A 24443-nucleotide genomic window follows, 5' to 3' on the forward strand; every position below is an offset into this window, starting at 1 on the left:
ACATCTCCGATTCATTCCATCCGAAAAAAGATTGTCCCTTGACCGACGCGATATTTTCCTTATCCGCGCCACGCCCCCTGCCGATACCATCCTGCGGAAAACATCGGAAAAGTCCGGCAACCCATCTCCCAAGGATCGCACCTTGTCCCGTCGAACGTTCTTCCCCCCCACGATCCCGATGCTCCTTTTGGCAGCCCTCCTGCAATCGGCCTGCGCCGTCAAGCCGGAACCCCTGGCGGAAACCCAGATCCTGCGCCGGGCCCAGGAGGACAAGGTCTCCTTCCGACAGGGGGTGCAGCCGGTCGTCCGCCCCATCTCCCTGGCGGAGGCGATGGCCCGGGCGATCCGTTACAATCTCGATCACCGCCTCAAGGCCATGGAGACGGCCCTGGCGCTGGGGCAATCCCGTCTTTCGCGCTATCAACTCCTCCCCCAGGTCACCCTCCAGGCCGGATATTCAGGCCGGAACAATGATCAGGGATCGTCCAGCCGCTCGCTCCTGACCGGAGAAAGCAGCCTTGAGGCCTCGACCTCCTCCGACCGATGGGTCGGCGACGCCGATCTGGCGATGACCTGGAATGTCCTCGATTTCGGAGTGAGTTATTACCGCGCCCGACAACAGGCGGACCGTCATCTGGTTGCCCGGCAACGGCAACGCAAGGTGATCCACAACATCATCCAGGAGGTACGTCAGGCCTACTGGCGCGCCGCCGTCGCCCAGGAATTGTTGCCCGACATCGACACCTTCCTGGCAGAGGCCAATCTTGCCCTGGAAGACGCGAAAAAATCGGAAGAAGCGCTGTTGCAACAGCCCATGGATACCCTGCGCTATCGGATGGGTCTCCTGGAAACGGTGTATCAAATCATCACCCTGCAACGTGACCTGTCGGTCGCCAAGACGCAACTGGCGGCATTGATCAACCATGATCTGACGAAGGAATTCACCCTCGAAATTCCCGATCATGAAAAACTGCCCTTGCCCGCGGTCCCCCAGGACATCCAGCTCATGGAACGAATGGCGCTGTATCTGCGTCCGGAGTTGCGCGAGGAGGATTATCAAAAACGGATCGATGTCGCCGAAACCCGACTGACCTTGTTGCAGGCCCTTCCCGGCCTTGGTCTGGAAGCGGGGGTTCACGGATCGACCAATCGATTTCTCTATCATGGACAATGGGCCGATGGTGGACTCAAACTGGCGTGGAACCTGATCAATCTGGCTGCCGGCAACGATACCCTCGCCGCCGCCGACCTCCGGGAGGAGACCGGAAATGTGCGCCGTCTGTCCCTGGGAATGGCCATCCTGACCCAGCTTCATGTGGCCCTGATCCGCTACAACCAGACCCTGGAAGAGTATGAACTGGTCAAGAACATGAGCCAGACCGCCGACCGGATACAACACCATGCCAACGAGGCCCGCCAGACCATGACCGGACTGGATGTCATTCAGGCGCAGGCGCGGGCCATCTACCGCCGCATGCAACTGGGACTTTCCCATGCCGAACTGCAAAACGCGGCAAGCCAGATCCAGGTCACCATCGGCCTCGATCCCCTTCCCTCTTCCCTGGAATCGGGCGATCTGAAAAGCCTGACCCACACCCTCGAAAAAGTCCTCCAACACTGGCAAACGGGAGAAATCGAACTGGGCACCCTTGCCGCGCACTCCCAGGAGCAGGACAAAGGATGAAGATTTTTGTCGTTCCATGGATCCTGGGAATCGTTCTGGGACTCGCCCCGCCACTTGCCGTGGCAGGTCCTGATACTGCCGATGCCCCGTCAAAAATCCAGACAGCGGAAAATACAGAAGAGGCGGAAGGATTGCGCGGATTACTGGTGGCTTCCCAGGAGGCGATTCTTTCCAGCGACCTGGCGGGACGCATTCTTGAAATCCGGCGCGACACCCGGCAAAAATTCAACAAGGGCGAAGTCCTGATCCGCTTTCATTGTCCCGACCGCGAGGCGCGACTGCAAAAGGCCAAGGCACAATTGGCCGCCATCGACAAACGGTTGAACGTCCAGCGCAAACTTGTCGAACTGCGCTCGACCAGCCTTCTGGATGTCGAACTCCTCGAAGCGGAACGGCTGGGCGCCCTGGCGGAAATGGCCATTCACCAGGCCGAAATCGGCCAATGCACCCTGCTGGCCCCATTCGACGGTCGCGTCGCCGAACGCCTCGTCAAACCGTTCGAAACCGTCACCCAGGGACAACCCCTGTTGGACATCACAGGTCTGCTCCCCTTCGAAATCCATATCCTCCTGCCATCGAACCTGTTGTCGCGCATCAAATCGGGAATGCCGGTCTCAATCGACCTGGATGAAACGGGAAAACATTATCCGGCCCGCATCGACCACGCGGGGGGACGCATCAATCCCGCCGGACAAACAGTGCGCGTGGTCGCCAGAATGGCCACCTTCGAGGAAGAACTCCTCCCCGGAATGAGCGGACCGGTCCGCATCGAATTTTCCCCCTCGATCGAAAACCGGTCTCAATAATTCCGATTGCGCCGCAGACTGTAGACATAGGCCAAAACCTGGGCCACCGCCTTGAACAGTTGCGGCGGGATGACCGCTTCCAAAGGGACGTCGGAATACAATGAGCGGGCCAGAGGCGGGTTTTCCACCAGAACGACCTTGTGTTCCCGGGCGATTTCCCGAATACGCTGGGCAATGCGGCCACGCCCCTTGGCGATCAGCTTCGGGGCCATCATCTCCCCCTGCTTGTAAAGCAGAGCCACGGCATACTGGGTGGGATTGGTGATGACGACATCCGCCTTGGGCACCTCTTCCATCATGCGTCGCTGCGCCATTTCCCGTTGAATCTGACGGATCCGCCCCTTGATCAACGGGTCACCTTCCATCTGTTTGAGTTCGTCCTTGACCTCCTGTTTGGTCATGCGCAAATTTTTGACATAATCATGCTGCTGATAGACAAAATCGACGACCGCCAAACCGACGAAGGCAATGGTCACAAGGATCAACAGATGCATCACATCGGCACCGAGAACCCGAACCACATGGCCCAGATTGGTATCGGAAAGACGGAAGATTTCCAGAGCGCTGCCTTCGAGGGCAATATAGACCGCGACCGAAATGACCGAAATCTTGATGATCGACTTGATCAATTCGACGATGGATCGCATCGAGAACAGACGCGACAACCCCTGAATCGGATTGATCTTGCTCAACTTGGGCATGATCGGGTCGAAGGTGAACAAAAATCCGTGCTGCATGATGGACCCGAGAATGCTGACGATGGTCAACAGAATGAACAAGGGCATCAGGTCGAGCAGCAGACCGGTGATCATTTCCTGGACCAGGACGACGACCCCCTGGGGTTGAAGACCGTCGTTGATGAATCCGGCAAAGAAGATCCGCATTTTATTCTGCATCGACATCCAGAGGTTCTCCCCCTGGAAATAGAACGTTCCGGTCGCGGCCATCAGCAGCAGGGCAGTGCCAACCTCCCGAGAAGAGGTGACCTGTCCCTTGTTGCGGGCATCCTGGACCCGCTTCGAGGTCGGTTCCTCGGTTTTTGACTCCTGGTCGGTATCCTCGGCCATCGATCGAAACCCTCGATTTCCTTAACGCAAAAAACTTGCCGTCAAAACCCCACTGCCTTGAACGCAAAGGCAAAAAACGTATCCATTTCCTGCATCATGACCTTGCCGAACAGAATCAGGGTCAGCCCCATGATGAGGAAACCGACCATCTGAGCCACCGGCATGGCCAGGAAAAACACCTGGATCTGCGGCGAGGCGCGGTTGATGAGTCCCATGCCGATGTAAAGCAGCGTGGTCGCCACAAGGATGGGGGCGGAAATCAACAGGGAAAGCTCGAACATGGTCGCCATCGCCTTCATGGCCGATTCCAGAAGGTTGCCCGCATGGGGCAATCCTTCACCCAGGGGAAGGGTTTGAAACGAACGGGCGATTCCCTCCAGAAGCAGGTAATGTCCGCCAACCGACAAAAACAGCATCAGCACCGTCAGATAGAGCAGGTTGGAAAGGACCCCTTCCTGCATCCCCGAGGTCGGATCCATCACCATGGCCATCGACAGGCCCATTTGAAAGCCAATCAGGCTGCCCGCGACCTGAACCGCCACCAACACCCAGTGAACCAGCATGCCGATGACGGCGCCGATGACGACCTCGGAGACCCCGGCGGCGATCATGGAGGTCACCTGTCCCTTGCCCTCGCCGCTCCACGGGTCCACCAGCGGAAAAAGAACCACCGTAAGGGCCAGGATCAGCGCCGATTTGACCCGTCTGGGACCCGCGGCCCGCGAATAGAACGGCGCCGCGAGAAACAGACCCGTGAGCCGCGACAGAATCAGAAAGGCCCGTTCCACCTCACCGACGCCAAAACCGAGAAAATCGATGAGCGCCAATGGATCCAACGCCGTTCTCCAACCCCGTCTAATTGACGATTCCGGGGATGGAATCGAACAGCCGCTTGAAATAATCCATCATGGTTTCAAGCATCCACGGCAGGGTCAGCGACAGCGCCAGAAAGGTTGCGAGAATCTTCGGAATGAACGTCAGGGTCATTTCCTGGATTTGGGTGACCGACTGAAACAATGAAATGACGATGCCCACCACCAGCGCGGTCAGCAACATGGGTGCGGAAATGATCAAGGCGGTTTTCAGGGCATCGATGACCAGTTCCAGGACAGTTTCGGTGGGCATGAGTCTTCCTCATGAGGCGGCAAGAGGGACGACCAAAGATCGGGCGGCTCGGGGACATTGTAGCCGAACGGTGTCTCATGTCCATGGAAAATAATGAATCCCAGAAATCGATCTGGTCAGGATTGGTCCAGGCGATCGCGATTGATCCTTTCGTAGAGTTCGAAGACGGCAATGGCCATGGCGGCGATGACCGGGCCAAAGAACAGGCCCAGAATGCCGAAACTCATGATCCCGCCAAACGTCGCCAAGGTTGTCAACAACGTATGTCCCAGGGCGGAAAGATCGTTGCCGGGATCCCCGGTCGCACACCAGGAGGAAAGACGCCCGATCAGGATGGGACGGAGAATATTGTCGATGAGAAAACCATTGACGATGGCCCCCCAGAACAACAAAAACATCCCCGCCCCCGTTCGTCCGCTCGCCAGAAGATGGTACCCCAGAGGTCCCCAGACGATAAACCCGCCGAGAATGGGAATGAAGGAAGCGACCGCAAGAGCGACCCCGAGGAAAAACCAGGGCAACCCCAGGATCGCGGCGATCAATGCGAAGGAGAGCCCCTGAGACAAAGCGATGGTCAGGGTACTCAAGGTAAGGACGGTCGCAAGGCCCGAGAACCGTCCGAGAAGAAAGTCGTCATGATGATTGGGCAACGGTGTCAGCAATCGCAGCCGATGGATCAGTTTCGGGCCATCGCGATAAAAGAAGAACAACGAAAACACCACCCAGATCAAAGAGGAAACGAACGCCAGGCTGTTGTTGGTGATTCCCCGGAACAGGAACAGCACCCCCTGGGTCGCCCCCTGGATCAAAGCCTCGCGGTTTCCCGTCGCCTGCTCGATGAGAAATTGGGAAAAAAACGCCGGCAGGGGAACGGATTGGATCACCCCGCCAAGCCCCTGGGCCAGGGCATCCCTGTTTTCGAATCCGGTCAACCATTCGCGCAGCGCACCCGCCATTTCTCCCGCCGTGACGGCGATGGCCGACAACAGATAAAGAACCGGGGAAACGACAAGGAGCAGGATCAAAAGAGTCATGATCAGGGCCGCTTTTTCCGATCCTAATGAAAAGCGCCGGGCAAGGTGTTCATACAGGGGATAGGTGGCGGTCGCCAGCAACACCGCCAGAAACAGCCCCGGAAGAAACGGGATGAACAACCATAGAAGCCCCCCCGTGGCCAAGGCCAGGAGCAACAACAAAAATCCACGCTGGTGCGGCGCCGCGCCATCGGGATCGAGTGTTTTCTGTTTTTTTGCCATGGGATGCACACCTGTATCGTGTATTGAAAATTTTGGAACCATCCGACATGGACACGCGCATGTCTCGGGAAAGGGACAACCCAATCATTGTGGAGGAGCACCATGAAGTTCAAACACGGATTTCCGGCATTCCGGATGATTCTGGCCTGTAGCGCGCTCGCCATGGTCACCTGGATCATGGCCCCCCTGCCCAACGCCTTTGGGACGGGGTACTGGACCTATCCCGAAAACGGGTCGGACAGGATGCAACGGATTCAGGAATTGAATGGCGCACTGGAAGGACTGAGCGCTGCCCATGTCCAGCAACAGATGGCGATCGGTCAGGGCCAGAAGGCGCTCGCCGACACCGAGGCGGAACTGGCCGCGGCACGCAAAGCCCTGGTTTCCGAGGAGCGTCCCGTCACCGAAGCGCTCAATCAATACCGCAAGGCCCAGGAACTGTCCCTCGTCGATCCCCTGATTTCCACGGAACAGCAACGACTGGCGGTCGTCAAGGCCAAGGAAGCCCATGCCGCCACCATCAACAAACGCAAGGGACAAATCGAGACCCTCGAAGGGAGAATCCCCTTGATCCGCACCGACATGGAGCGGGGGCGGCAGCAATTGAACGTCATTCTGCAACAGATCGATGCGGTCATCAAGCAACGCGATGAAGTGGCGGAACATGTATTCCTGAAAAATGTCGCCAACTGAACACCCAGGATTCCGCTGCAAACCCCCTCCGGGAAGAGGCCTGCCCCTTCCCGGATCCCACCAGAGCGAATGCTGATCCAGGCTCACGATGGACTGGGGACGGCGCCATTATCGATGAGCGGAGAATCAATCTGTTGCCCTGCCGATCCGGCCGACTCGGCGGTACCCGGATCCATTCCCGACCGAACCGCCGTATCCACGATGGCGCGCACCTGATCGGGGGCTGCCGATGTTGCCCCGACCACCACCTCATAGGGTTGCCCCCCCGCCGCCAAAACCGCCTGAACCACTGCTTGGACCTCACCGCCCGCCCGGATCAGCGCTGCGGTAACCGCCCCCACATTGGCCCCGGCCTGAACGGCAGCGGTGGCCATGGCGGCAGGATTGGCCCCCGAGGCCAGAGCGGCCTGCGCCACTTCGCGAACATCCATCCCCAATCTCGACGCCGCGGCCAGCGCCGCGCCGGCATCCCCCCCGGAAGAAATGATCGCCTGGGTCACCCCCCGTTCCCCAAGCCCCACCTGCAACGCCCCACTCATGATCGCCCCGGTATCGGCTCCCGCCGCGAGCAACGCCCGGGCGATCTCTCCAGTGTTGCCTCCCGACTGGATCGCCGCCCGGGTCAGCGCCGCCACATCCCCCCCCATGGCCATGGCCGCGGCGGCGATTTGCGCCGCATCGCCACCCGAGGCGATCGCCGCCGCCGTCACATCGACCGCATTGCCACCCGCGCCGATGGCCGCCTGGGCCATCGATTCGGGATCCCCCCCCGCACCGATGGCCGCCGCCGCCACCTGCGCCGAATCGGCCCCCGCCGCCACCGCCGCCGCCACCACCTCGGCGGGATCGATCCCCAATCCGACCGCAGCCTGAGTCAAGGTGGCCGGATCGATCCCCGCCGCCACCGCCGTGGCAATGATGTCGGCGGCACTCATCGACCCTTCGCGCTGGGCCTGCATGAGAACCACCGCTACCGGAGTTCCCGAGGCAATGGCCGAGGCCATCGCCCGTGATTCGGGAGTCTGGGGAAGTTGTACCGGTTGTTCGGAGGTCGTCAAGGAACGAGAAGCCTCCCCCGGCGCCGCCGAACCGGTTTGACCGGTTACGGAAGATGAAGAAGCCTGTGATTCCGGAGTATTTCCCCCCTCGCGCGTCGTGGCTGGGGGAGATTGTTTTCCGTCTTCGACGGGGGCGGTCGCCTTGTCGGCCTTGTCGTCCGCCTCCCTGGCCTTGTCGCCGCTGGTACGGGCCTGATCGCGAATTTCCTGAGATTGTTTAAGAACCTGAGCGATTTCCGGAGACGATGCCGCCTGGGTGACATTTTGTTTGAAGGCCTCCGTCCCGATCCCCACCGATCCGGCCACTGCCTTGACGATGGCATCAGCGGCACCAGGGCCTGCGACCTGGACCACCACGGCGGCCACCTTGGCCGCCGTTGCGGGATCGAGGGAACGGGCCACTGCCGCCGCCACCTGGGCCGCGGCCTCGCCACCCGCGACCTGAGCGACCGCCGCCGCAACCTTGAGGGCGTTGCCGGCCCCGGCGCTCGCCATGACTGCCTCGGCCACCTTGGCCGCCGCCGCCGCGCCCGCGACCTGGGTCACCGCCGCCGCGACCAGGGCCGCCCCGTCCGGCCCCGCCGCCCTGGCCGCCGCATCCGCGACAAGGGCAGCACTGCTCACCCCAGCCGCCAGAGTCACCGCCGCCGCGACATCACCGGCCATCTTGGCCCCCGCAACCTCAATAACTTTGGTCGCGATACTCGCCGCCGCTTCCGGGGCTGCTTTGACCGCGGCGGAAGCCACCTGGGCCGTCGCCTCGGCCCTTATCCCTTCCGGCAATCCCGAGATTGCCGCCCCCGCCGCCACCCCTGCCACCCCCGGATCCGCCGTCGCCGCGGCCTGGGCGATCAGGGATGCGGCATCGGCATTGTCGGTCGTCCCCTTGGCGGAAACCGCCGCGCCGACAATGATCGCCGCCACCGCCCCATCCCCCTTGGGCGAGGCCTCCACGGCACTTTTGACAATGGAGGCGACCTCCGATCCATCCTTGGCCACCGAGGCGGCCCCCTCGATGACGCCCTTCGTCGAATCCATGGTGTTGCGCCGGTTCGATTCGGCCTGTTTTTCCTGATGGGCGCCGAGGATGGCCTGGGCATCGGGAACGGTGTCGCGGGCCTCGCGTTGAAATGCCTCTCGTGCCTGAATCTGCCGCGGCGTCTGGTTTCCCGTCACGGGTTCAAGAATTCCCACCTCCGCCGCCTTGACCAGGAGGGACAGGGATCGCAACCCCTCTTCCGCCGACGCCGCCATGGCCTGCCGGACAAACGAACCGGCCAGATGCTCCAACCATTCCCCCAGGGTGGCAACCCATCCCCGGAGCCGTTGCACCAACCAGCGCACGACGGTCCGGAACAGTCCCGATAACGAAAAGGAATCGGAAACCGCTTTTTCCCCCCCGGAAATCTGTTGCTCCACCGACAGACGGTTGGCAAGGGCATCGGCGCGAATCTGTTCCTCCGTCAAAGGCAGTCCTTCGGGGAGTTCGTCACCGATTTCGCCGCGCAACAGCATGATCCCCTGGGCCGCGATCGCCTGGGGCAGGTGTTCGGATGCGACCGGCGGGTTGGCGGCAGCCGCCGACGCGGCATAATGGCCGTCCGAAAGATCGATCGATCCGGCGCCGGTTTGCATCGTGGCCGTCCCCTTGGGCAGATTGATGAACTCCGGAAGGTGTTCATCGACAAACCCTTCCGCCACCGTCCCGCGGACGCCGATGGCGGCAGTGCGCGTCCGCACGGTGACATCGGAATTCTTGGTCTTGAACCCCGAGGTCAGACGAAAGGCCCCCTTCTCCACCTTGACCGAGTTTTTGGTTGCGCTGCCGGCGGGGTTGAAGACAAATTCATCGAGGACCACCTTGCCGTCGGGACCGACGGTGAACGTCGTCCCATCGCGAAACTTGAGGATGGCGACCGCACCCGCCTTGGTGACGATCTCCTCGCCCGCCATGAGTTCATCATTGGCCCGGAGGGGTTTGGCCGGTTCTCCCTTGACCACCCCCTGGGCATCGCCGGTGACATGAAAAACCCGTCCGATATGAACCGGTTCCGCCTCGGCCCAGACCGGGGCGATTGCCAATGACAGAGATCCCTCCTGGAAAACACTTCCGAAGGCCAACAAGAACGAAAGAAGAAAAGATAACAACCGACCGATCCCGCAACGCACCCCACCCACGCGCGTCATCCTTCTCCCGCGATCATGACAATATCCGAAGGAAAACAAATTCCCGATCATGGCCGACCGTTGACGAATGAATTGAAGAACCCGAGAATCCGGAAAACAGAAACGACAAAGGACATCCCGACCGACGCCCACCGGATCATAGTATCATGTCACAGTCCGGGATTTCATCATTATTTCCACCCGTTTCGTTGACGACAAGGGTATCATCGCGCCACGTTTTTCAGTATTCTTCCATACCAGGAACAACGTCACCCTCCGAATGCACCGTGATCCATGATCCCAATCCGTACCGTGACCCTGCTGGCATGTTTCTGGCCGTTTTTACCCATTCATGCCGAATCGGACCCCCCCGCCACCCCTTTTCGCCGTTTCCTGACCGTTCCCGCCCCGTCCAAAAGCCTTGTCGAAAGCTGGAAAAACCAATCCCGTGGCGAACGCGAGGCGGCCTTGCATCTGGTCGGAAATGTCGCGAACGGTCTGCGGGTCTATCTTGAATCCTGTTCCAACAAATGTCACCTCCCCCACGGTCAGGGTTCGATCAACGGGGAATATCCACAAATCGCCGGGCAGTTGCGCGAGGTCACCATCAAACAACTGGCCGACATCCGGGCCAAGAACCGCGACAATCCCACCATGTACCGCTTTGCCCTTCCCAGCGAAATCGGCGGGGTTCAGAACATGGCGGATGTCGCCGCCTACATCGAAACGATGCCGATGACCCTGGATACCGGCAAAGGCCCCGGCACCGAGCTGGAACTCGGTCGGCGCATTCATGACAGGGATTGCGCGATCTGTCATGGCGCCAATGGCGAGGGCAAGGCCGAACAGTATTATCCTCTGATCCAGGGCCAGCACTACGAATACATGGTGCGGCAGTACCAATGGATTCGCGATGGACGCCGCCGCAATGCCCACCCGATGATGGTGGAACAGATTCAAGGCTACAGCCAACGCGATATTGCCGCGGTCATGGACTTTGTATCGCGACAGGTCCCCAATGCGGCCAAACTCAAGGGATCGGCTCCGTCCACCCCACCCCCTTCCCCTGTTTCCACTCCCGGGGATGATCCGCGAAAAGATGATCTGCTATGAGGCCCCCCCTTTTTCCAGGCCGTTGGCTGGCTGGCCTCCTGATGGGATTGGTCTTGTGTCTGACCGCGGCGGAGACGGTCGCCGGCGCCTCTGACCCGCTCGACCAGACGGCACAAAGCGAAGCGGACAAGGGACAGGTGGCATGGGACCAGAAGGAGATTGCCACGGCCCTGGGCCATTTTCTCGCCGCCCATGCCCTGCGCCCCGACAATCTTGATTATATCCGCAATGCCGGCACCCTCGCCATGATGGCGGGCGATCACGCCGGCGCGTTGGATCTTTTCAGAAAGGGCATCGAGACCGCGGTCCAGGCGGAGGATCGCGCGACACTGGCCCTGTTTCACGAGCAACTCGCCAAACTCCTGGAGGAATCCCTTCCGGAATGGGTCGAAAGCCGACTGGCGGCGGCGGAATCCCTCCCGGACACGCCCGAAATCCAGACCGCGGTCGCCGTGTGGAGCGCGCTCATGGAACAGGTCGCCACCCTGCGCGCCGCGGGAACACCCGACCAGGCACTGCCCCTGGCCAGGGAAGCGATGAAAACCGCCTCGACCCAATTCGGTCCCGATCATCTGGCCACCATCAACAGCCTGCGTGAAATGGCGGCGTTGCATACCGAAATGGATCAGGGCGAACAGGCCGGGGCCATCTATCGGCAACTTCTCGAATCGGCCCGGAAATCCTTGGGGGAAGAACATCCCGAAACCCTTGCCGTCCAACAACAGATTGCCGATTTCGAACACCTGCGCGGCAACGGAGAGACGGCGGAAAAAATTCTGGAACACATACGACACACCCAGACCACAGCCCTTGGCCAGGATCACCCGCTGACCCTGGGGGCGGAGGTCCGATGGGCTTCCTTTCTGATCGGACAGGGACGATTCGCCGAAGCGGTCGCCATTCTTTCGCCTGTCTGTTCGCGGTATGCCGCCAGTCACGGGGAATGGCATCCCCTTGTTTTCGATTGTCACCGCAGGCATGCCGAGGCCGCCATGGGCCAGGGAGACATGAAAGAGGCGGAACGCCACTTTCTCCGCGCCCGGGATGCGAGTCGTCTGTCCGGTCCGGACACCGATCCCAAACGAATCGAGATTCAAACCGGATTGGCCGAAAGCCTCCGCCTCCAGGCGCGGTTCGACGAGGCGGAAAAAATCCTCGCGTCCCTGCTGGCCCTGCCTCTTTCCAAGGATGCGCCGGGCGATACGGTTCGATCCCAGATGCTTGGCGCCATGGCCCGTCTGGACGAAGACATGGGCCGCTTCGGGCCGGCGGAGGATCGCTACCGTGAAGTGTTGGCCCTCGAAAAGAAAACCCTTGGAGAAAACCATCCCAACACCATCGCCACCCAGAGCGACCTGGCGGGACTGTTGCGCCGCAAGGGAGAACTGGTCCAGGCGGAAAAAATGTTCCTCGATGCCTATGAACGCTTTCGCCGCCTGCTCGGACCACGACATCCCAACACCCTGGTCGCGGCCAACGATTTTTCGCTGACTCTGGAAGAAGAGGGGCTTTACGAAACCGCCGAACCCTTGTTTCGCATGGTCTACAACCTTTCCAGCGAGGTTTTTGGCGCCGAACACCCGAGCACGCTGGCCAATCTGAACAATCTTGCCCTGTTGTACGAAAGCCAGGGCACCTTCGACAAGGCCCAACCTCTTTATGAACAGGCCATCGCCATCGCCCGGAAGACCCGGGGCGACGGTCATCCCGATACCGTGGCCTTTCTCAACAATCTTGGCTATCTGCACATGTTGCGGGGGCATTTTACCAAGGCGCGGGAAGTATTCGACGAGGTCTACACCTCCTGGAGCGTCTCCCTGGGCGAGGAACATCAAAAAACCCTCAAGGCATTGAACAATCTGGCCCGGTCCATCCTGGGACAACAAAAGCCCCAGGAAGCCCTTTCCCTGTTCGAAAAAGCGCTCGGCCTGCGCCGTTCGGTTCTGGGCGATCGACATCCCGATACGCAACGCACCATGCTCGATCTGGGCCGGACCTTTCTGGCCCAGGGAAAGACCTCCGAGGGCCGGGACCTTCTCGCCCGCACCCTTGAACTGAATGAAACAACCCTGGGGCCGGAACATCCCTATACCTTCGAAACCCGCAATGCCCTGGCGGAGGCGTTCGAACAGGGCAACGACATGAAGGGGGCCTTTTCGGTACGCAAGGAAGGATTTGTCCGGCGCAACCGTTTTCTTGAACGGGTTCTCTGGGTTGCCGGGGCGAATGCCCGCGAGGGATACATTCGCCTGCACCGTCCCGAGCTTGATTCCTTCATCGCGCTGTTGGCGCGCATGCCGGGGACGGATGAGGAGATCGCCCGGATGGCCCTTGACATCAGCCTGGAACGCAAAGGATTGCTGTTGAAGATTTCCTCGGAGGTTCAACAGATCGCCACCCTTGGCCAGGACCCACAACTGGCGCCCCTGGGACAACGGTTGAAAAATCTGCGCAAGAAATTCACCGCCCTGACCCTTTCGGGACCTACGCCGCAAACGGGAACGCGCCATCTTTCCTATCTCAATGCCCTTGAAGAAAAAATTGAACGCCTCGAAGGTGAATTGGGACGAGCGAGTCAAAAATATCGTCAGAGCGTCGCCCCCGTCGGGATCGATGACCTTGTCGCTCATCTGCCGGATCAGAGCCTTCTGGTCGATTTCATCGTCTACCACACCGATGACAAACAGATGCTTCTGGCGGCGACCCTGCGGATGGACGAGGATACCCCCCACTTCCAACTGATCACCTACGATGATTTCGACGGCATCAAAACCCTGATCGCCGAATTCCGCGAGAGCATCCAAAGCGAGGAATTGGAAGAGGACGAGGTCAAACAGGTCGGCCAGAAGCTGTACCGCCAGTTGTGGGGGCCCATTGCCCATGTGGCGGGTTCCCTGGAAAAGGTGTTCATCGTTCCCGATGGCCTGCTCAACATTGCCCCGTTCAACGCCCTGGTCAACGAAGAGGAGGAATTTCTCCTGAAGGCGGTGGATTTGTACATTCTCCCTTCGAGCCGCGATCTTGTCCCCAGGGAGACCCCGCGGGCCAAGGGTCCGATCTTCATCGTGGCGGGTCCCGATTACGATGCCAGGGAGGACGTTCTGGAGGAAAATCTGGAGGTTCTCGACAAGAAGCGCCGTTCGAGTGAATTGCCCGATGCCATGCGCGGCGCCTCCACCGGCATGCGCGGGCTCAAGTTCGATCCCCTTCCCGGTGCCGAAAAGGAAGGAAAGGTCATCATGCAGACCATCGGGCATCGCGAATCCTGGGGAAGCCGTTTTTTCAAAAAACAGGTGGCCATGGAGATGGTTTTGCGTGAGATCGCCGCATCACCTGAAATCGTGCATATCGCCACCCATGGATTTTTCCTGAAACCCGATACAACCTTGAAGAAGCGGTTGCTCAAGATGCAGCGGGGGGCCGAAACCAACATTCCTCCTCCGGGTGACAATCCCTTGTTGCGGGCCGGTTTAGCCTTCGCGGGGATCAATCAAAGCGCTCCTTTCCTTGGAGAAATCGATACCGACAACGATGGTGTCCTGACTGCCATGGAGGTTCTGGGGCTCAATCTGGGGGGGACTCGGGTGGCGGTGTTGTCGGCGTGCGAGACCGGACTTGGGGAAATTCATGAAGGAGAGGGGGTCTACGGTTTGCGCCGTGCCTTTACCGAAGCCGGGGTCCAGACGGTGATCAATTCCCTGTGGGAGGTCAGCGACGCGGGAACCCAGGCGTTGATGACCCTGTTCTATGGCAAGTTGATGAAGGGGATCCCGGCCCATGACGCTTTGCGGGAATCCCAGATCGAACTTCTTGATTCATCCGAATGGAGCAATCCCTACATCTGGTCTGCCTTCTTCATGGTAGGAATGGGATGATGAACCGCATCGCCTCGTGTCGGAAACAGGGAAAACCCCTTGTGATCCAGTGGATCGCGCTGTGGTTGATGGTCATGGGGACATGGTGTGCCATGAGTGAACCCCAGGCGCGGGAGCGACTGGTCGTCGCGAGCGCGACCAATGCTCCTCTGATGCGGGTTGCGGCGAACGCCTTATGCCGTCTGACCGCCAGCGAAGAAGATTTTTCCTGCCGTTCCCTGGCTGCCGTCGATGCCACCGACGCCATCGACCTGTTACGCCACGGCAAAGTCCATTTTGCCATCGTCTCCAGCCGGGATGCCCTTCGCGCCTGGACGGGGGCCGCCCCTTTCAATGGCAAGGTGGAGGGACTCAGGCTTGTCTTCCGCCTCCATCCCGAGGCGGTCGTCCTGGTCGGACGCAAGGATGCGGCGATCGGCCAGTTGAAGGACATCTTCGAAAAGAGGGTCAACATTGGTCCTGCCGGGTCGGAAATCGAACAATGGGTGCTGGACCTGATGGTGGCCTGTCAGGTCTGGCCGAGCGACCTTTTGGAAATCAGACGCGAAGACCTGGCGGCAATGCCCGGGGCCTTGCATGAGGGGCGGATCGATGCCTTTTTCGTGATGGGCGGACATCCGGCCCGGGTGATCGGTCCGATGGGAAAGCAATCCTCCATCGACCTCGTCCCCTTGAATGATCCCTGCATCGATGGGTTGATCAAAAACCATCCCTCCGTGCGCAAGATGGTGATCGAAGGAAAAACCTATCCTGGGATCATCCGCGACGTTCCGACCTTTGGCACCGACGCGCTGCTCCTGACCCATGCGGAAGTTTCTCCGAAACTCGTTGGTCTCTTTGCGGAGTTTCTGTTGCGCAACATTGACGATTTCCGGCAACGGCACTCCGCCTTTGCCCCCATCGACAGAAAAACTCTGCGCCTGCGCTTTCCCATCCCCCACCATCGAGGAATGAAAGGCTTGGTGGATCCCTGAAAACCAATTCAAAATTATTGAAAGAAAAAAGGGGTCTGGGGGATTAGCCCCCAGACCCCTTTTTTCTTTCAATAATCCCGAACCGGGGGGAACCGGAGGAAGGGTCTCTGGACAGTTACCTGTCGGTTTTCAACAGGGAAGAAAGACGAAACATCCCCCTGCGGGAAACCTTTCTTTGCAACTGATCCGTAAGTGATCGCCTGTCCCGAGCCAGATGATGAACCCCCAACGCCTCGCCAATCGCCTCATCGACCGAACGAAATTCCAACACCTGATGCAACAAGGTCTGGATAAAATGATGCCCCGTTTCAGGCTCCCAGGCGATGACCACCGGATAGGTCCGCTCCCGTGTCTCCAGAATCACCCCCTGCCCCGCGGCAATCCGCCCTTCAGTGTCCAAATCCAATTCCGCCGCATAACGCACCGGCGGGATGGATCCTGGCTGATTGAGATGCCAAAAAACCCGTTCCACTGCCCAAGGAGTCACAAGAATGGCATGGACCGGATCATCCCCATCTCCAGGAGATTCCATCCGAACCGTCACCCCCAGGCGACGGTTCAGAGTCGGATCATCGATCGGACGACCCGCGAGAAGACGATCCGAGGCCACCTTGAGCGCCACCGGATCGGGCCAGCGACAATCCCATCGGGGTTTGGACGAAGGACGAAACACAAAAACACCTTGCAATTCAGAAGGAATCATGTGGAAGAATCCGAAGTGGGTCCCTTCCGCCCAACCCCACCACACCGTTTTCAGAAAAAAGTTCCATCCAGAGGACTCGAAGCAGTGGCATAGAGTTTTCTGGGAATTCTTCCCGACAAATAGGCGTCACGCCCCGCCTGGACAGCGCGTCGCATCGCCCGCGCCATCCGTACCGGATCCCTTGCCCCGGCAATGGCAGTATTCATGAGAACCCCGTCACACCCCAACTCCATCGCCAAGGCCGCATCGGAAGCAGTCCCCACCCCCGCGTCCACCAACACCGGAACCTTGGCCTGCTCGATGATGATGCGAATGGTATAGGGATTGCGGACTCCCAATCCGGAACCGATCGGCGCAGCCAGAGGCATGACCGCAACACAACCCATCTGTTCGAATACCTGACACAAATAAGGGTCGTCGGTCGTGTACACCATGACCTTGAAGCCGTCGCGAATCAACACCTCGGCAGCCTTGAGTGTCTCGGGATTGTTGGGCCACAGGTATTTGGGATCGGAAAGGACCTCCAGCTTCACCAGATCCCACCCACCCGCCTCCCGCGCCAGACGAAGAGTCCGCACCGCATCCTCGGCGGTGAAACAACCAGCCGTGTTGGGCAGATAGGTGTATTTTTTGGGATCCAGATAGTCGGTCAACATGGGCGCCTTGGGATCGCTGACATTGACCCGCCGCACCGCGACCGTGACGATCTCGGCCCCCGAAGCCTCGATTGCCGCCCTGGTCTCGTCGAAATCCTTGTATTTTCCCGTCCCCACCAAAAGCCGACTGCCAAAAGAACGCCCCGCCACCACCAGAGGATCGGCCACTTCCTCCTGACCACCACCGATAAAATGAACCACCTCCACCCGATCGCCATCCGTCAAAAAAATCTCGGCAAAACGCTCCCTCCGGGCCACTTCAAGATTGCGTTCCACCGCCACCCGCCCCGGTTCAAACCCCAGACGAGCCAAAAGCCCGGCGATGGTCGTAGGCTCGGCCAGCTCGGTCGATTCGCCATTGAGAATGATCTTCATGATTCCCTTCACTCCCTGTCTCACGCCACCGCCCACGGTGGCCATCGTCACCAGAACGCCATTCTAGCCAATTCAGACTTGAGGACAAGGAATTTCCACGTGGTATCCCCCTGGAAAGAAATTGATGATATGCCATTATTGAAGAAACAGACAATTGACAAACCAAGCAGGATTCAGAAGACAATCCATGGTATATGAAAACATTATCGATATGTAAAATTTACACATTTTTTCACAATCATCCGCCATCTAATATATTTTATTTACAATAAAATATATTATCATACATATTCCATTGAAACGCCACTCAATTCTCAACGTCTCATCACAAAAATATATTGCTGATAATTAAATAAGCGCGATATACTGTAACAGCAATGAAGAAAGAATGCCGCACAAGGATCTGTCAATCCTCTGGTCATGGCCATCGGCGTCGTGCGTCACGAAGGCAAGTACACGTTTCATGATGTCAGCGCAATCGCCCTCTCCGGCATCTCCTGCACCCTGGCCCTTTGGCTGATGCGACTGTAGGGAAATCTTGACAATTCAATGGAAATATGGCATAGCCTCGTGACTGATGAAGCGTGATCGGAGGGCCTTAACGGAGATCCACACATGGATGATTTGATGTCGGAGGTGAACCAGCGAACCAATCTGGCATTCAGCAATGAAATGGAAATGCTGACCTTCTTTTTGACCGATGGCCAGCTGTACGGACTGAACGTCTTCAAGATCATCGAAATTCTCGAAACCCCGAAAAACATCACCGTCATGCCCGACTCGGGTCCCGGAGTGATCGGCACCATCGATTTTCGCGGGCACCCCATCACCGTCATCGATCTGTCGATCGCCCTCGGCCTGCCCCCCACCGACCTGTCGCAAGGGGTTTCCTATATTCTTGTCTGCGAATACAGCGTTTCGACCCAGGGGTTTCTCATCTCCCGCCCCGACCGATTGATCAACAAAAGCTGGACCGACATCATCGCGCCACAGGGAACCATCTTCGAAGGCAGTTTTCTGACCGCCATCACCTACCATCAGGGGGTTCCCATCCAGATTCTCGATGTCGAAATGATCCTGGCCAACATTATCGGCATCGACGATCATGTCTCGGCAGCGGTGGTCGCCCAGGGAAAAACCATCGTCCACAAGGAACACCACATCCTGGCCGCCGACGACTCCAGAGCCGCCCGGACCCTGCTCGCCTCCGCCCTCGATCAGCTCGGAATCAAGCATACCATCGTCGAAAACGCAGAACGGGCCTACGAACTCCTGGAACAATCGGTCCGCGATGGCCACGGGCATTGTCCCTACAATCTGGTCATCTCCGACATCGAAATGCCGATCATGGATGGCTTCACCTTCACCCGCAAAGTCAAGCAAAACCCGAAGCTCGCCCACATCTATCTGGTGCTGCACAGTTCCTTGAGCAACAAGTCCAACAGCGACAAGGCCAGGAAAATGGGTGCCAACGATTTCATCCCCAAGTTTCAACCCGACAAGATCATGTCGGTCATCCTCGAACAACTGGCCAATGCGGAAAACCATGGCCAGCCCGCTTCCTGAAGAAAGCGGGCGGCTGATTCAATCGAAAAAAAAATGTCTCCGTCACCCTCTGGCCCGGTCCGAAACCTTCAATAACGTTTCGAATGGCGCCAGTTCTGTCGGGCCGACGGAGACATCGGTACAGCGTCAGGGGATCACGAAGATCCCCTGATGGGTCATGGCTTACTTGCCACCCTTCTTGACGCACTCGTCGATGAAGGCTTTGGCTTTGTCGCCGGCCAGCTTCTGCTCTTCGGCCTGCTTGACGCAAGCAGCATGCACCGGATCAGCCGCATCCGCAGCGGAAGCCAGGCCGCTGAAACCAACACCGACAAACATGGCGACAAAAACGGGGATCAATTTCTTCATGGTAAAACTCCTCAGTCAAAGTTGATTGTCACTTCTTGATGCACCACTCGTCCTGAAGGCGCTGCATGGAATCTCCTTCAGGAAAAAGCCAAAAAAATAAACTCCGTAGATACATTCCTTATAAAAAAAGCGACAATTACACGATCGGACTATAATACCCGGCACCCAGTTTCATTCTGTCATTCTCATACTTCAAGCCGCCGATCCTACTACCGATCCCATCCTCTTTTCAAGTGTTTTATTACAGGTTCCTTCTGAATCCGTTCCCCTCTTCAGCCCCCTCTTTGACTCTTGAGTACCGTTCCTGGGCGAAAAGGTTTCAAATTTTCTTGCGACCGGGATTTTTTTCTCTTTCTTTATTATCGAACGCTAACGATGTAACCGCGACACAAGAACACCATGAATCACCCGGCAATTGTGCAGTGAGTATCAAACCGAAGGAGAATCGTTTCATCGATTTCTCCATTTTTTCCATGATTCCGTTTGAAAAATATCCTTGACAATTACGATATAAAATGTTCTCCATCACCATCTGGATCACGGTGGCCCTGGATGTATCAACCACGGGAGAAGTAGGATGAACCATGAAGAACCCCTGCCGACTGCCCTGACGCTTCCCGCCCTGATCCGCCACCTGGGCCTGACGCCACGCAGGGAAATGGGGCAAAATTTCCTGGTGGATGAAAACATTGCCGAGAAAATCGTCCGTTGTGCCCATCTGCGTTCCCAGGACCGGGTCGTCGAAATCGGTCCGGGACTTGGAAGTCTGACGCTTCCCTTGTCGCAAGCTGTTGGGCGTTTGTGTGTCATCGAACGCGACCACCGTCTCCTTCCCGCACTGCGACTTCGGCTTGGGGAAACGTTTCCCTTGGTGGTGGAACAGGCGGATGTCCTTGAGTTCGACTTTTCGGAGTTGGGAACGCGCCTGGGGGGGGCGATGAAGATTGTCGGCAATCTTCCGTACAACATCAGCTCCCCTCTTCTCATCCATCTTCTGGACCACCGGCAGGCAATCGAGTCCATGACGTTGATGTTTCAAAAGGAGGTCGCCCAGCGCATCACCGCCTGTCCCGGAAGCGGGAATTATGGATCGTTGGCGGTGCAGACGGGGCAATGGATGGTGGCGGATCGATTGTTCGACATCGGACCGGGGGCATTTTTTCCCGCGCCCAAGGTTCAATCGAGCGTTGTTCACTTTAAACGGCGCGACCAGCCCCTCGCGCCGGTCGTGGACGAGGCGTTGTTTCGCCGGGTTGTCCGCACAGCCTTCAATCAACGCCGTAAAACCCTTGCCAACGCCCTGCATCCCATGCACCCGGAGACAAAAAAATGGCTGACGGTGGCGGGGATCGACCCCTCCCGCCGTGCCGAAACCCTTTCGGTCGCCGAATTTGCCCAGCTGACCAATACGTATGCCACGCATGGACAAGACAAAGAGGGCGGGACCGGGCCTTGAGCGATACGGGATTTTCCAGGGGGGACCGGAACAATCACCTACAATGATTCCATCATCGTTTCCACCTGATCGCGAGCCATTTCCAACAGGCGTTTGCGATCTTTCCGGTCACAGCCGGCCGTTTGGATGGGGTATCCGATCCGGACATCGATCACCCCCGGTTTTTTCAGAAACGCCCTGCGTCCCCAAAACCGTCCCGCGTTGTGCGCCACGGGAACGATCGGAACCCCCCCCCTGAGCGCCAGAGCGATCCCCCCGCCATTGTATTTTCCCACTGCCCCAGGCGCCGTCCGGGTCCCCTCGGGAAACACCACAACCGACACCCCGCGCCGGAATTCCTCCACGCCCCGTTCTTCCAAGAGATGCATCGCCCGCACCCCCTGATCCCGGTCGATGGCAATCTGTTCCGTGGCCCGCAGCGACCAACCAAAAAAAGGAATGAACATCAGGCTTTTCTTCAGAACGAGAACAAACGGGGGAAACAAGGCATGCAACGTCAACGTCTCCCATGCCGACTGATGTTTGACAAACAGAAGATAGGGCGGTGGGGGAAGGCGTTCCAACCCCGTGACACGGTCCGAAAGTCCACAGGTGATCCTCAGCATCCATCGATTGAAACCAGCCCATTTGCGGGCAACCTCGCGACGGTATGCCAATCGGGAAAACGGCCAGACCACCATGAGCCAGAACGTGAAAAAGACCACCCCCACCATCAATACAAGGAAAAACATTCCCGATCCCAAAATGCTTCTGATGTCGGTCATCCCCGCCCCACATGATCTTGTTGAAAGAAAATCTGCCGTGATGGTTGCGGTTCAATAAAGGCCATCCCCAATCGCAGGCGCCGGAGAACCACCACCGCCACCTCCGCCGCCACCTCCACCGCCACTGTCGCCCGACTCCTCGGAGGAATCCCTGGAATCGGAACGAATCGGCAGTTGACCGGGTTTGAACGCCTCCATCACCATCCCCTTGCTGTCAGGATGGGCAAACTCACCCGTCTCGGCATTGATCGGTTCCAACTGAATCCCCCTGGGGACGGTAAAATCGGTCAGGGGCTGTTCCTTCAACGCCTCGCGCATGAAATCCATCCAGATCGGAAGCGCCGCCATCGACCCCGTCTCCGCATTCCCCAGAACGCCATAGTCGTCAAAACCAACCCATACCCCCGCCACAAGCGCCGGACTGAAACCAATGAACCAGGCATCGCGAAGATCGTTGGTGGTTCCGGTCTTGCCCGCCAGCGGACGCCCCAACTGCATCGCCTTGCGCGCCGTCCCATGGCTGATCACCCCTTTCAACAGACTCGTGATCTGATAGGCAGTCGGCGGATCCAAAACCCTCTTGCCAAAAAGCGTCGGCGGCTTCTGACCCTGCTGTTCCTTGGGATTCACGACGACAGTCTTGGGCTCCTGATGACACAACAGACAATCCCCCCCACGATGACGATGCACCGTCCGCCCATAACGATCCTGAATGCGTGCGATATACACCGGCTCGACCAACTTGCCACCATTGGCAAAAGCGGCATATCCAGTCACCATCTGCAACGGAGTGAATCCATAGGACCCCAGGGAAATGGTCAAATCACGCCGCTCGGGAGGGATGTCCAAACCAAAACGGCGCAACAACGGAATGACCTTGGACAGCCCGATCCGCTTGACCAGCCGGATCGTCACCAGGTTGCGCGAATGGACCAGGGCACTGCGCAAGGTGGTTGGTCCATAGAATTTATGCTCATAGTTTTCTGGCCGCCATTCCTTGAGCGTCCCCGTCTCGGGATCGACATAGGCCATCGGCATGGGACTGTCGTCGATCCGCGTCGTCGGACTGTAGCCCCGATCCAGGGCCGCGGCATAGAGGAACGGTTTGAAGGCCGATCCCGGCTGACGCCGGCTCTGGGTGGCACGGTTGAACTCGCTCTTGCCGAAATCCCGCCCCCCGACCATCGCCAACAATTGCCCCGTATGCGGATCCATCACCACGATCGCCCCTTCCGCCTGGGGTTCCTGGGCCAGCTTCCAGATCTGCCCCTTTTCATCGCGCTCCACCCAGACGACATCGCCAACCGCCAGCACCTCCTCGACCTTGGCGATCACCGGACCAAGGGTTTTCTTTTCACCCTCCATTTTGCGCGCCCACTGCACCCCCTCCAGGGTCAGAAGAATTTTTCGCCCCTCCTCCACCAGGACCACCGTCGCCCCGGAATTTTGTTTGCCCAATGACGTCACCAGCCCCTTGATGTAGCCGTTGACACTGCGCTGTTCCCCCTTGTGTTGCGCCAACCAGGCCGACAGCGACTCGGGATCGGTCCGTTCCAGTCGCTCGATCGGCCCGCGGTAACCATGGCGCCGGTCATAGGCCGCCAATCCGTCAAGCAACGCCTTGTAGGCGGTCCGTTGCAGATTGGGATCCAACGCGGTGTAGACATCCAGCCCCCCGCGGTACAATTGCCCGTTCCCCCACTCGTTCTGAATCGTCCGCCGCACATGTTCCAGATAATGCGGAGCGACCTGCTCCAAAGGCTTCTCCGGTCGCGCCAACCCGAAATCACGTTCCGACCACAGATCCGCCTGCTCCGTGGTGATCAATCCGACCTCGACCATCCGCCCCAGGACCAGCTTCTGCCGCTGCCGCGCCCGCTCCGGAAACCGCCATGGACTGTACCGGCTCGGCGCCTTGGGCAACCCCGCCAGCAACGCCATCTGGCCAATGTTCAACTCCGACACGTCCTTGTCGAAATAAATACGCGACGCCGCCGCCACCCCATAAGCCCCCGCCCCCAGATAAATCTGATTGACGTACAACTCCAGAATCTCCTCCTTGGTGAACTTTCTTTCGATGCTCACCGACAGGATGATCTCCTTGATCTTGCGGTCCAATGTCCGGATCGAACTCAGAAGGAACGTCCGGGCCACCTGCTGCGTGATCGTCGAGGCCCCCTGCGTCACCCGCCCCGCCACCAGATTGGCCACCGCCGCGCGCGCAATGCCCACCGGATCGATCCCGTAATGCTCGTAGAACCGATTGTCCTCCACTGCCAGAAAAGAGTTTACCAACATCGGCGGCACATCCTTCATCGGCACGAACTGCCGCCTCTGGATGTAAAACTCCCCCAACAACTGATAGTCCCGGGCAAAAATGCGCGTCACCAGACTCGGTTGATAGTCGGTCAGCTCGTCGAGCGAAGGAAGCCCCCGCATGTGATGCCGCAATACCATCAACAGCGCCACGCCGCCGACGACGAATAAAAACAACAACATCCCCAGGATACGGGACAGACAGCCTCGGCCCTTCGGTTTTTCGGGTGGTGTCTCCGGAGATTGCCGCGATGGCCTGGGGATTGCCATTCTTCGATTGGACTGTGCTGGATTTCGCGTTCTGACAACCATCCTGGACCCGGAAAGCAAGAGAAAGGACGACGAAAAGGCTTGATGGAGATTGGCAATCTCCATTATAAATCAGAGTTATCGTAATTCAAACCACCACCCGACGGATCGCTCCACATGCCCCTTTTCGGCC

The 24443-nt window shown here is 58.6% G+C and carries 19 protein-coding genes; 8 read left to right on the forward strand and 11 right to left on the reverse strand.

Translation table 11 applies throughout. The features are described from left to right. Positions 1 to 142: 142 nt before the first annotated feature. Positions 143 to 1684 carry a TolC family protein gene (locus tag HQL76_10850; protein MBF0109663.1) on the forward strand — a complete coding sequence of 514 codons (1542 nt, stop codon included), beginning with the start codon at positions 143 to 145 and terminating at the stop codon, positions 1682 to 1684. Then, positions 1681 to 2490, forward strand: coding sequence for an efflux RND transporter periplasmic adaptor subunit (locus tag HQL76_10855; GenBank protein ID MBF0109664.1), 810 nt, complete (start codon positions 1681 to 1683; stop codon positions 2488 to 2490). The genes HQL76_10850 and HQL76_10855 overlap by 4 nt, the downstream gene beginning before the upstream one ends. Here the strand turns inward: HQL76_10855 and flhB are convergent. The 4 genes from flhB to HQL76_10875 all read right to left on the reverse strand — a co-directional run bounded on the left by flhB (position 2484) and on the right by HQL76_10875 (position 5938). After that, positions 2484 to 3557, reverse strand: a complete 1074-nt coding sequence (gene flhB, locus HQL76_10860; protein ID MBF0109665.1) for a flagellar biosynthesis protein FlhB — start codon at positions 3555 to 3557, stop codon at positions 2484 to 2486. The genes HQL76_10855 and flhB overlap by 7 nt on opposite strands. A 41-nt stretch (positions 3558 to 3598) precedes the next feature. Next, the gene (gene fliR / locus HQL76_10865; GenBank protein MBF0109666.1) at positions 3599 to 4393 is read right to left on the reverse strand and encodes a flagellar biosynthetic protein FliR; all 795 of its coding nucleotides are present in this window, start codon (positions 4391 to 4393) and stop codon (positions 3599 to 3601) included. A 19-nt stretch (positions 4394 to 4412) separates the two neighbouring features. Next, positions 4413 to 4682 carry a flagellar biosynthesis protein FliQ gene (gene fliQ / locus HQL76_10870; GenBank protein ID MBF0109667.1) on the reverse strand — a complete coding sequence of 90 codons (270 nt, stop codon included), beginning with the start codon at positions 4680 to 4682 and terminating at the stop codon, positions 4413 to 4415. Between the two features lie 116 nt (positions 4683 to 4798). Continuing rightward, positions 4799 to 5938: an AI-2E family transporter gene (locus HQL76_10875; GenBank protein ID MBF0109668.1), complete on the reverse strand. Its 1140-nt coding sequence runs from the start codon at positions 5936 to 5938 to the stop codon at positions 4799 to 4801. 102 nt (positions 5939 to 6040) lie between these two features. Between HQL76_10875 and HQL76_10880 the strand changes: the two genes are divergently transcribed. Continuing rightward, positions 6041 to 6631 (forward strand): hypothetical protein, encoded by a 591-nt coding sequence (locus HQL76_10880; protein ID MBF0109669.1) that lies wholly within the window; start codon positions 6041 to 6043, stop codon positions 6629 to 6631. Positions 6632 to 6714: 83 nt separating this feature from the next. Here HQL76_10880 and HQL76_10885 read toward each other — a convergent pair whose 3' ends face one another. Next, complete coding sequence (locus tag HQL76_10885) at positions 6715 to 9876, reverse strand: FecR domain-containing protein (GenBank protein ID MBF0109670.1); 3162 nt, start codon at positions 9874 to 9876, stop codon at positions 6715 to 6717. A gap of 273 nt (positions 9877 to 10149) precedes the next feature. Here HQL76_10885 and HQL76_10890 point away from each other — a divergent pair, with 273 nt between their 5' ends. The 3 genes from HQL76_10890 to HQL76_10900 are packed head-to-tail and all read left to right on the forward strand — an operon-like array spanning position 10150 to position 15817. Further along, complete coding sequence (locus tag HQL76_10890; GenBank protein ID MBF0109671.1) at positions 10150 to 10968, forward strand: c-type cytochrome; 819 nt, start codon at positions 10150 to 10152, stop codon at positions 10966 to 10968. Beyond that, on the forward strand, positions 10965 to 14843 hold the full coding sequence (locus tag HQL76_10895) for a CHAT domain-containing protein (GenBank protein MBF0109672.1): 3879 nt from the start codon (positions 10965 to 10967) through the stop codon (positions 14841 to 14843). Before HQL76_10890 ends, HQL76_10895 begins: the two co-directional genes overlap by 4 nt. Beyond that, positions 14840 to 15817: a TAXI family TRAP transporter solute-binding subunit gene (locus HQL76_10900; protein ID MBF0109673.1), complete on the forward strand. Its 978-nt coding sequence runs from the start codon at positions 14840 to 14842 to the stop codon at positions 15815 to 15817. Before HQL76_10895 ends, HQL76_10900 begins: the two co-directional genes overlap by 4 nt. 115 nt (positions 15818 to 15932) lie before the next feature. Here HQL76_10900 and HQL76_10905 read toward each other — a convergent pair whose 3' ends face one another. Together HQL76_10905 and thiS are read right to left on the reverse strand one after the other, a co-directional pair. Beyond that, a complete protein-coding gene (locus tag HQL76_10905) occupies positions 15933 to 16520 on the reverse strand; it encodes a hypothetical protein (GenBank protein ID MBF0109674.1) in 588 nt (195 codons plus the stop codon). Positions 16521 to 16570: 50 nt separating this feature from the next. Continuing rightward, positions 16571 to 17551 (reverse strand): sulfur carrier protein ThiS, encoded by a 981-nt coding sequence (thiS, locus tag HQL76_10910; GenBank protein ID MBF0109675.1) that lies wholly within the window; start codon positions 17549 to 17551, stop codon positions 16571 to 16573. A gap of 615 nt (positions 17552 to 18166) precedes the next feature. Here thiS and HQL76_10915 point away from each other — a divergent pair. Further along, positions 18167 to 19117: a chemotaxis protein CheV gene (locus HQL76_10915; GenBank protein MBF0109676.1), complete on the forward strand. Its 951-nt coding sequence runs from the start codon at positions 18167 to 18169 to the stop codon at positions 19115 to 19117. 162 nt (positions 19118 to 19279) lie between these two features. Here the strand turns inward: HQL76_10915 and HQL76_10920 are convergent, their stop codons facing one another. Then, positions 19280 to 19465, reverse strand: a complete 186-nt coding sequence (locus HQL76_10920) for a hypothetical protein (GenBank protein ID MBF0109677.1) — start codon at positions 19463 to 19465, stop codon at positions 19280 to 19282. A 319-nt stretch (positions 19466 to 19784) separates the two neighbouring features. After that, complete coding sequence (locus HQL76_10925; GenBank protein MBF0109678.1) at positions 19785 to 20051, reverse strand: hypothetical protein; 267 nt, start codon at positions 20049 to 20051, stop codon at positions 19785 to 19787. Here HQL76_10925 and rsmA point away from each other — a divergent pair. Then, positions 20043 to 20921, forward strand: a complete 879-nt coding sequence (gene rsmA, locus HQL76_10930) for a 16S rRNA (adenine(1518)-N(6)/adenine(1519)-N(6))-dimethyltransferase RsmA (protein MBF0109679.1) — start codon at positions 20043 to 20045, stop codon at positions 20919 to 20921. The two genes, HQL76_10925 and rsmA, sit on opposite strands and share 9 nt — an antisense overlap. A gap of 38 nt (positions 20922 to 20959) precedes the next feature. Here rsmA and HQL76_10935 read toward each other — a convergent pair whose 3' ends face one another. After that, entirely contained in the window at positions 20960 to 21685 is a 726-nt protein-coding gene (locus HQL76_10935; GenBank protein ID MBF0109680.1) for a 1-acyl-sn-glycerol-3-phosphate acyltransferase, read from the reverse strand. Between the two features lie 51 nt (positions 21686 to 21736). After that, complete coding sequence (locus tag HQL76_10940) at positions 21737 to 24271, reverse strand: PBP1A family penicillin-binding protein (protein MBF0109681.1); 2535 nt, start codon at positions 24269 to 24271, stop codon at positions 21737 to 21739. Positions 24272 to 24443 lie beyond the last annotated feature (172 nt).

The organism is Magnetococcales bacterium (assembly GCA_015228815.1).
Taxonomy (GTDB): domain Bacteria; phylum Pseudomonadota; class Magnetococcia; order Magnetococcales; family UBA8363; genus UBA8363.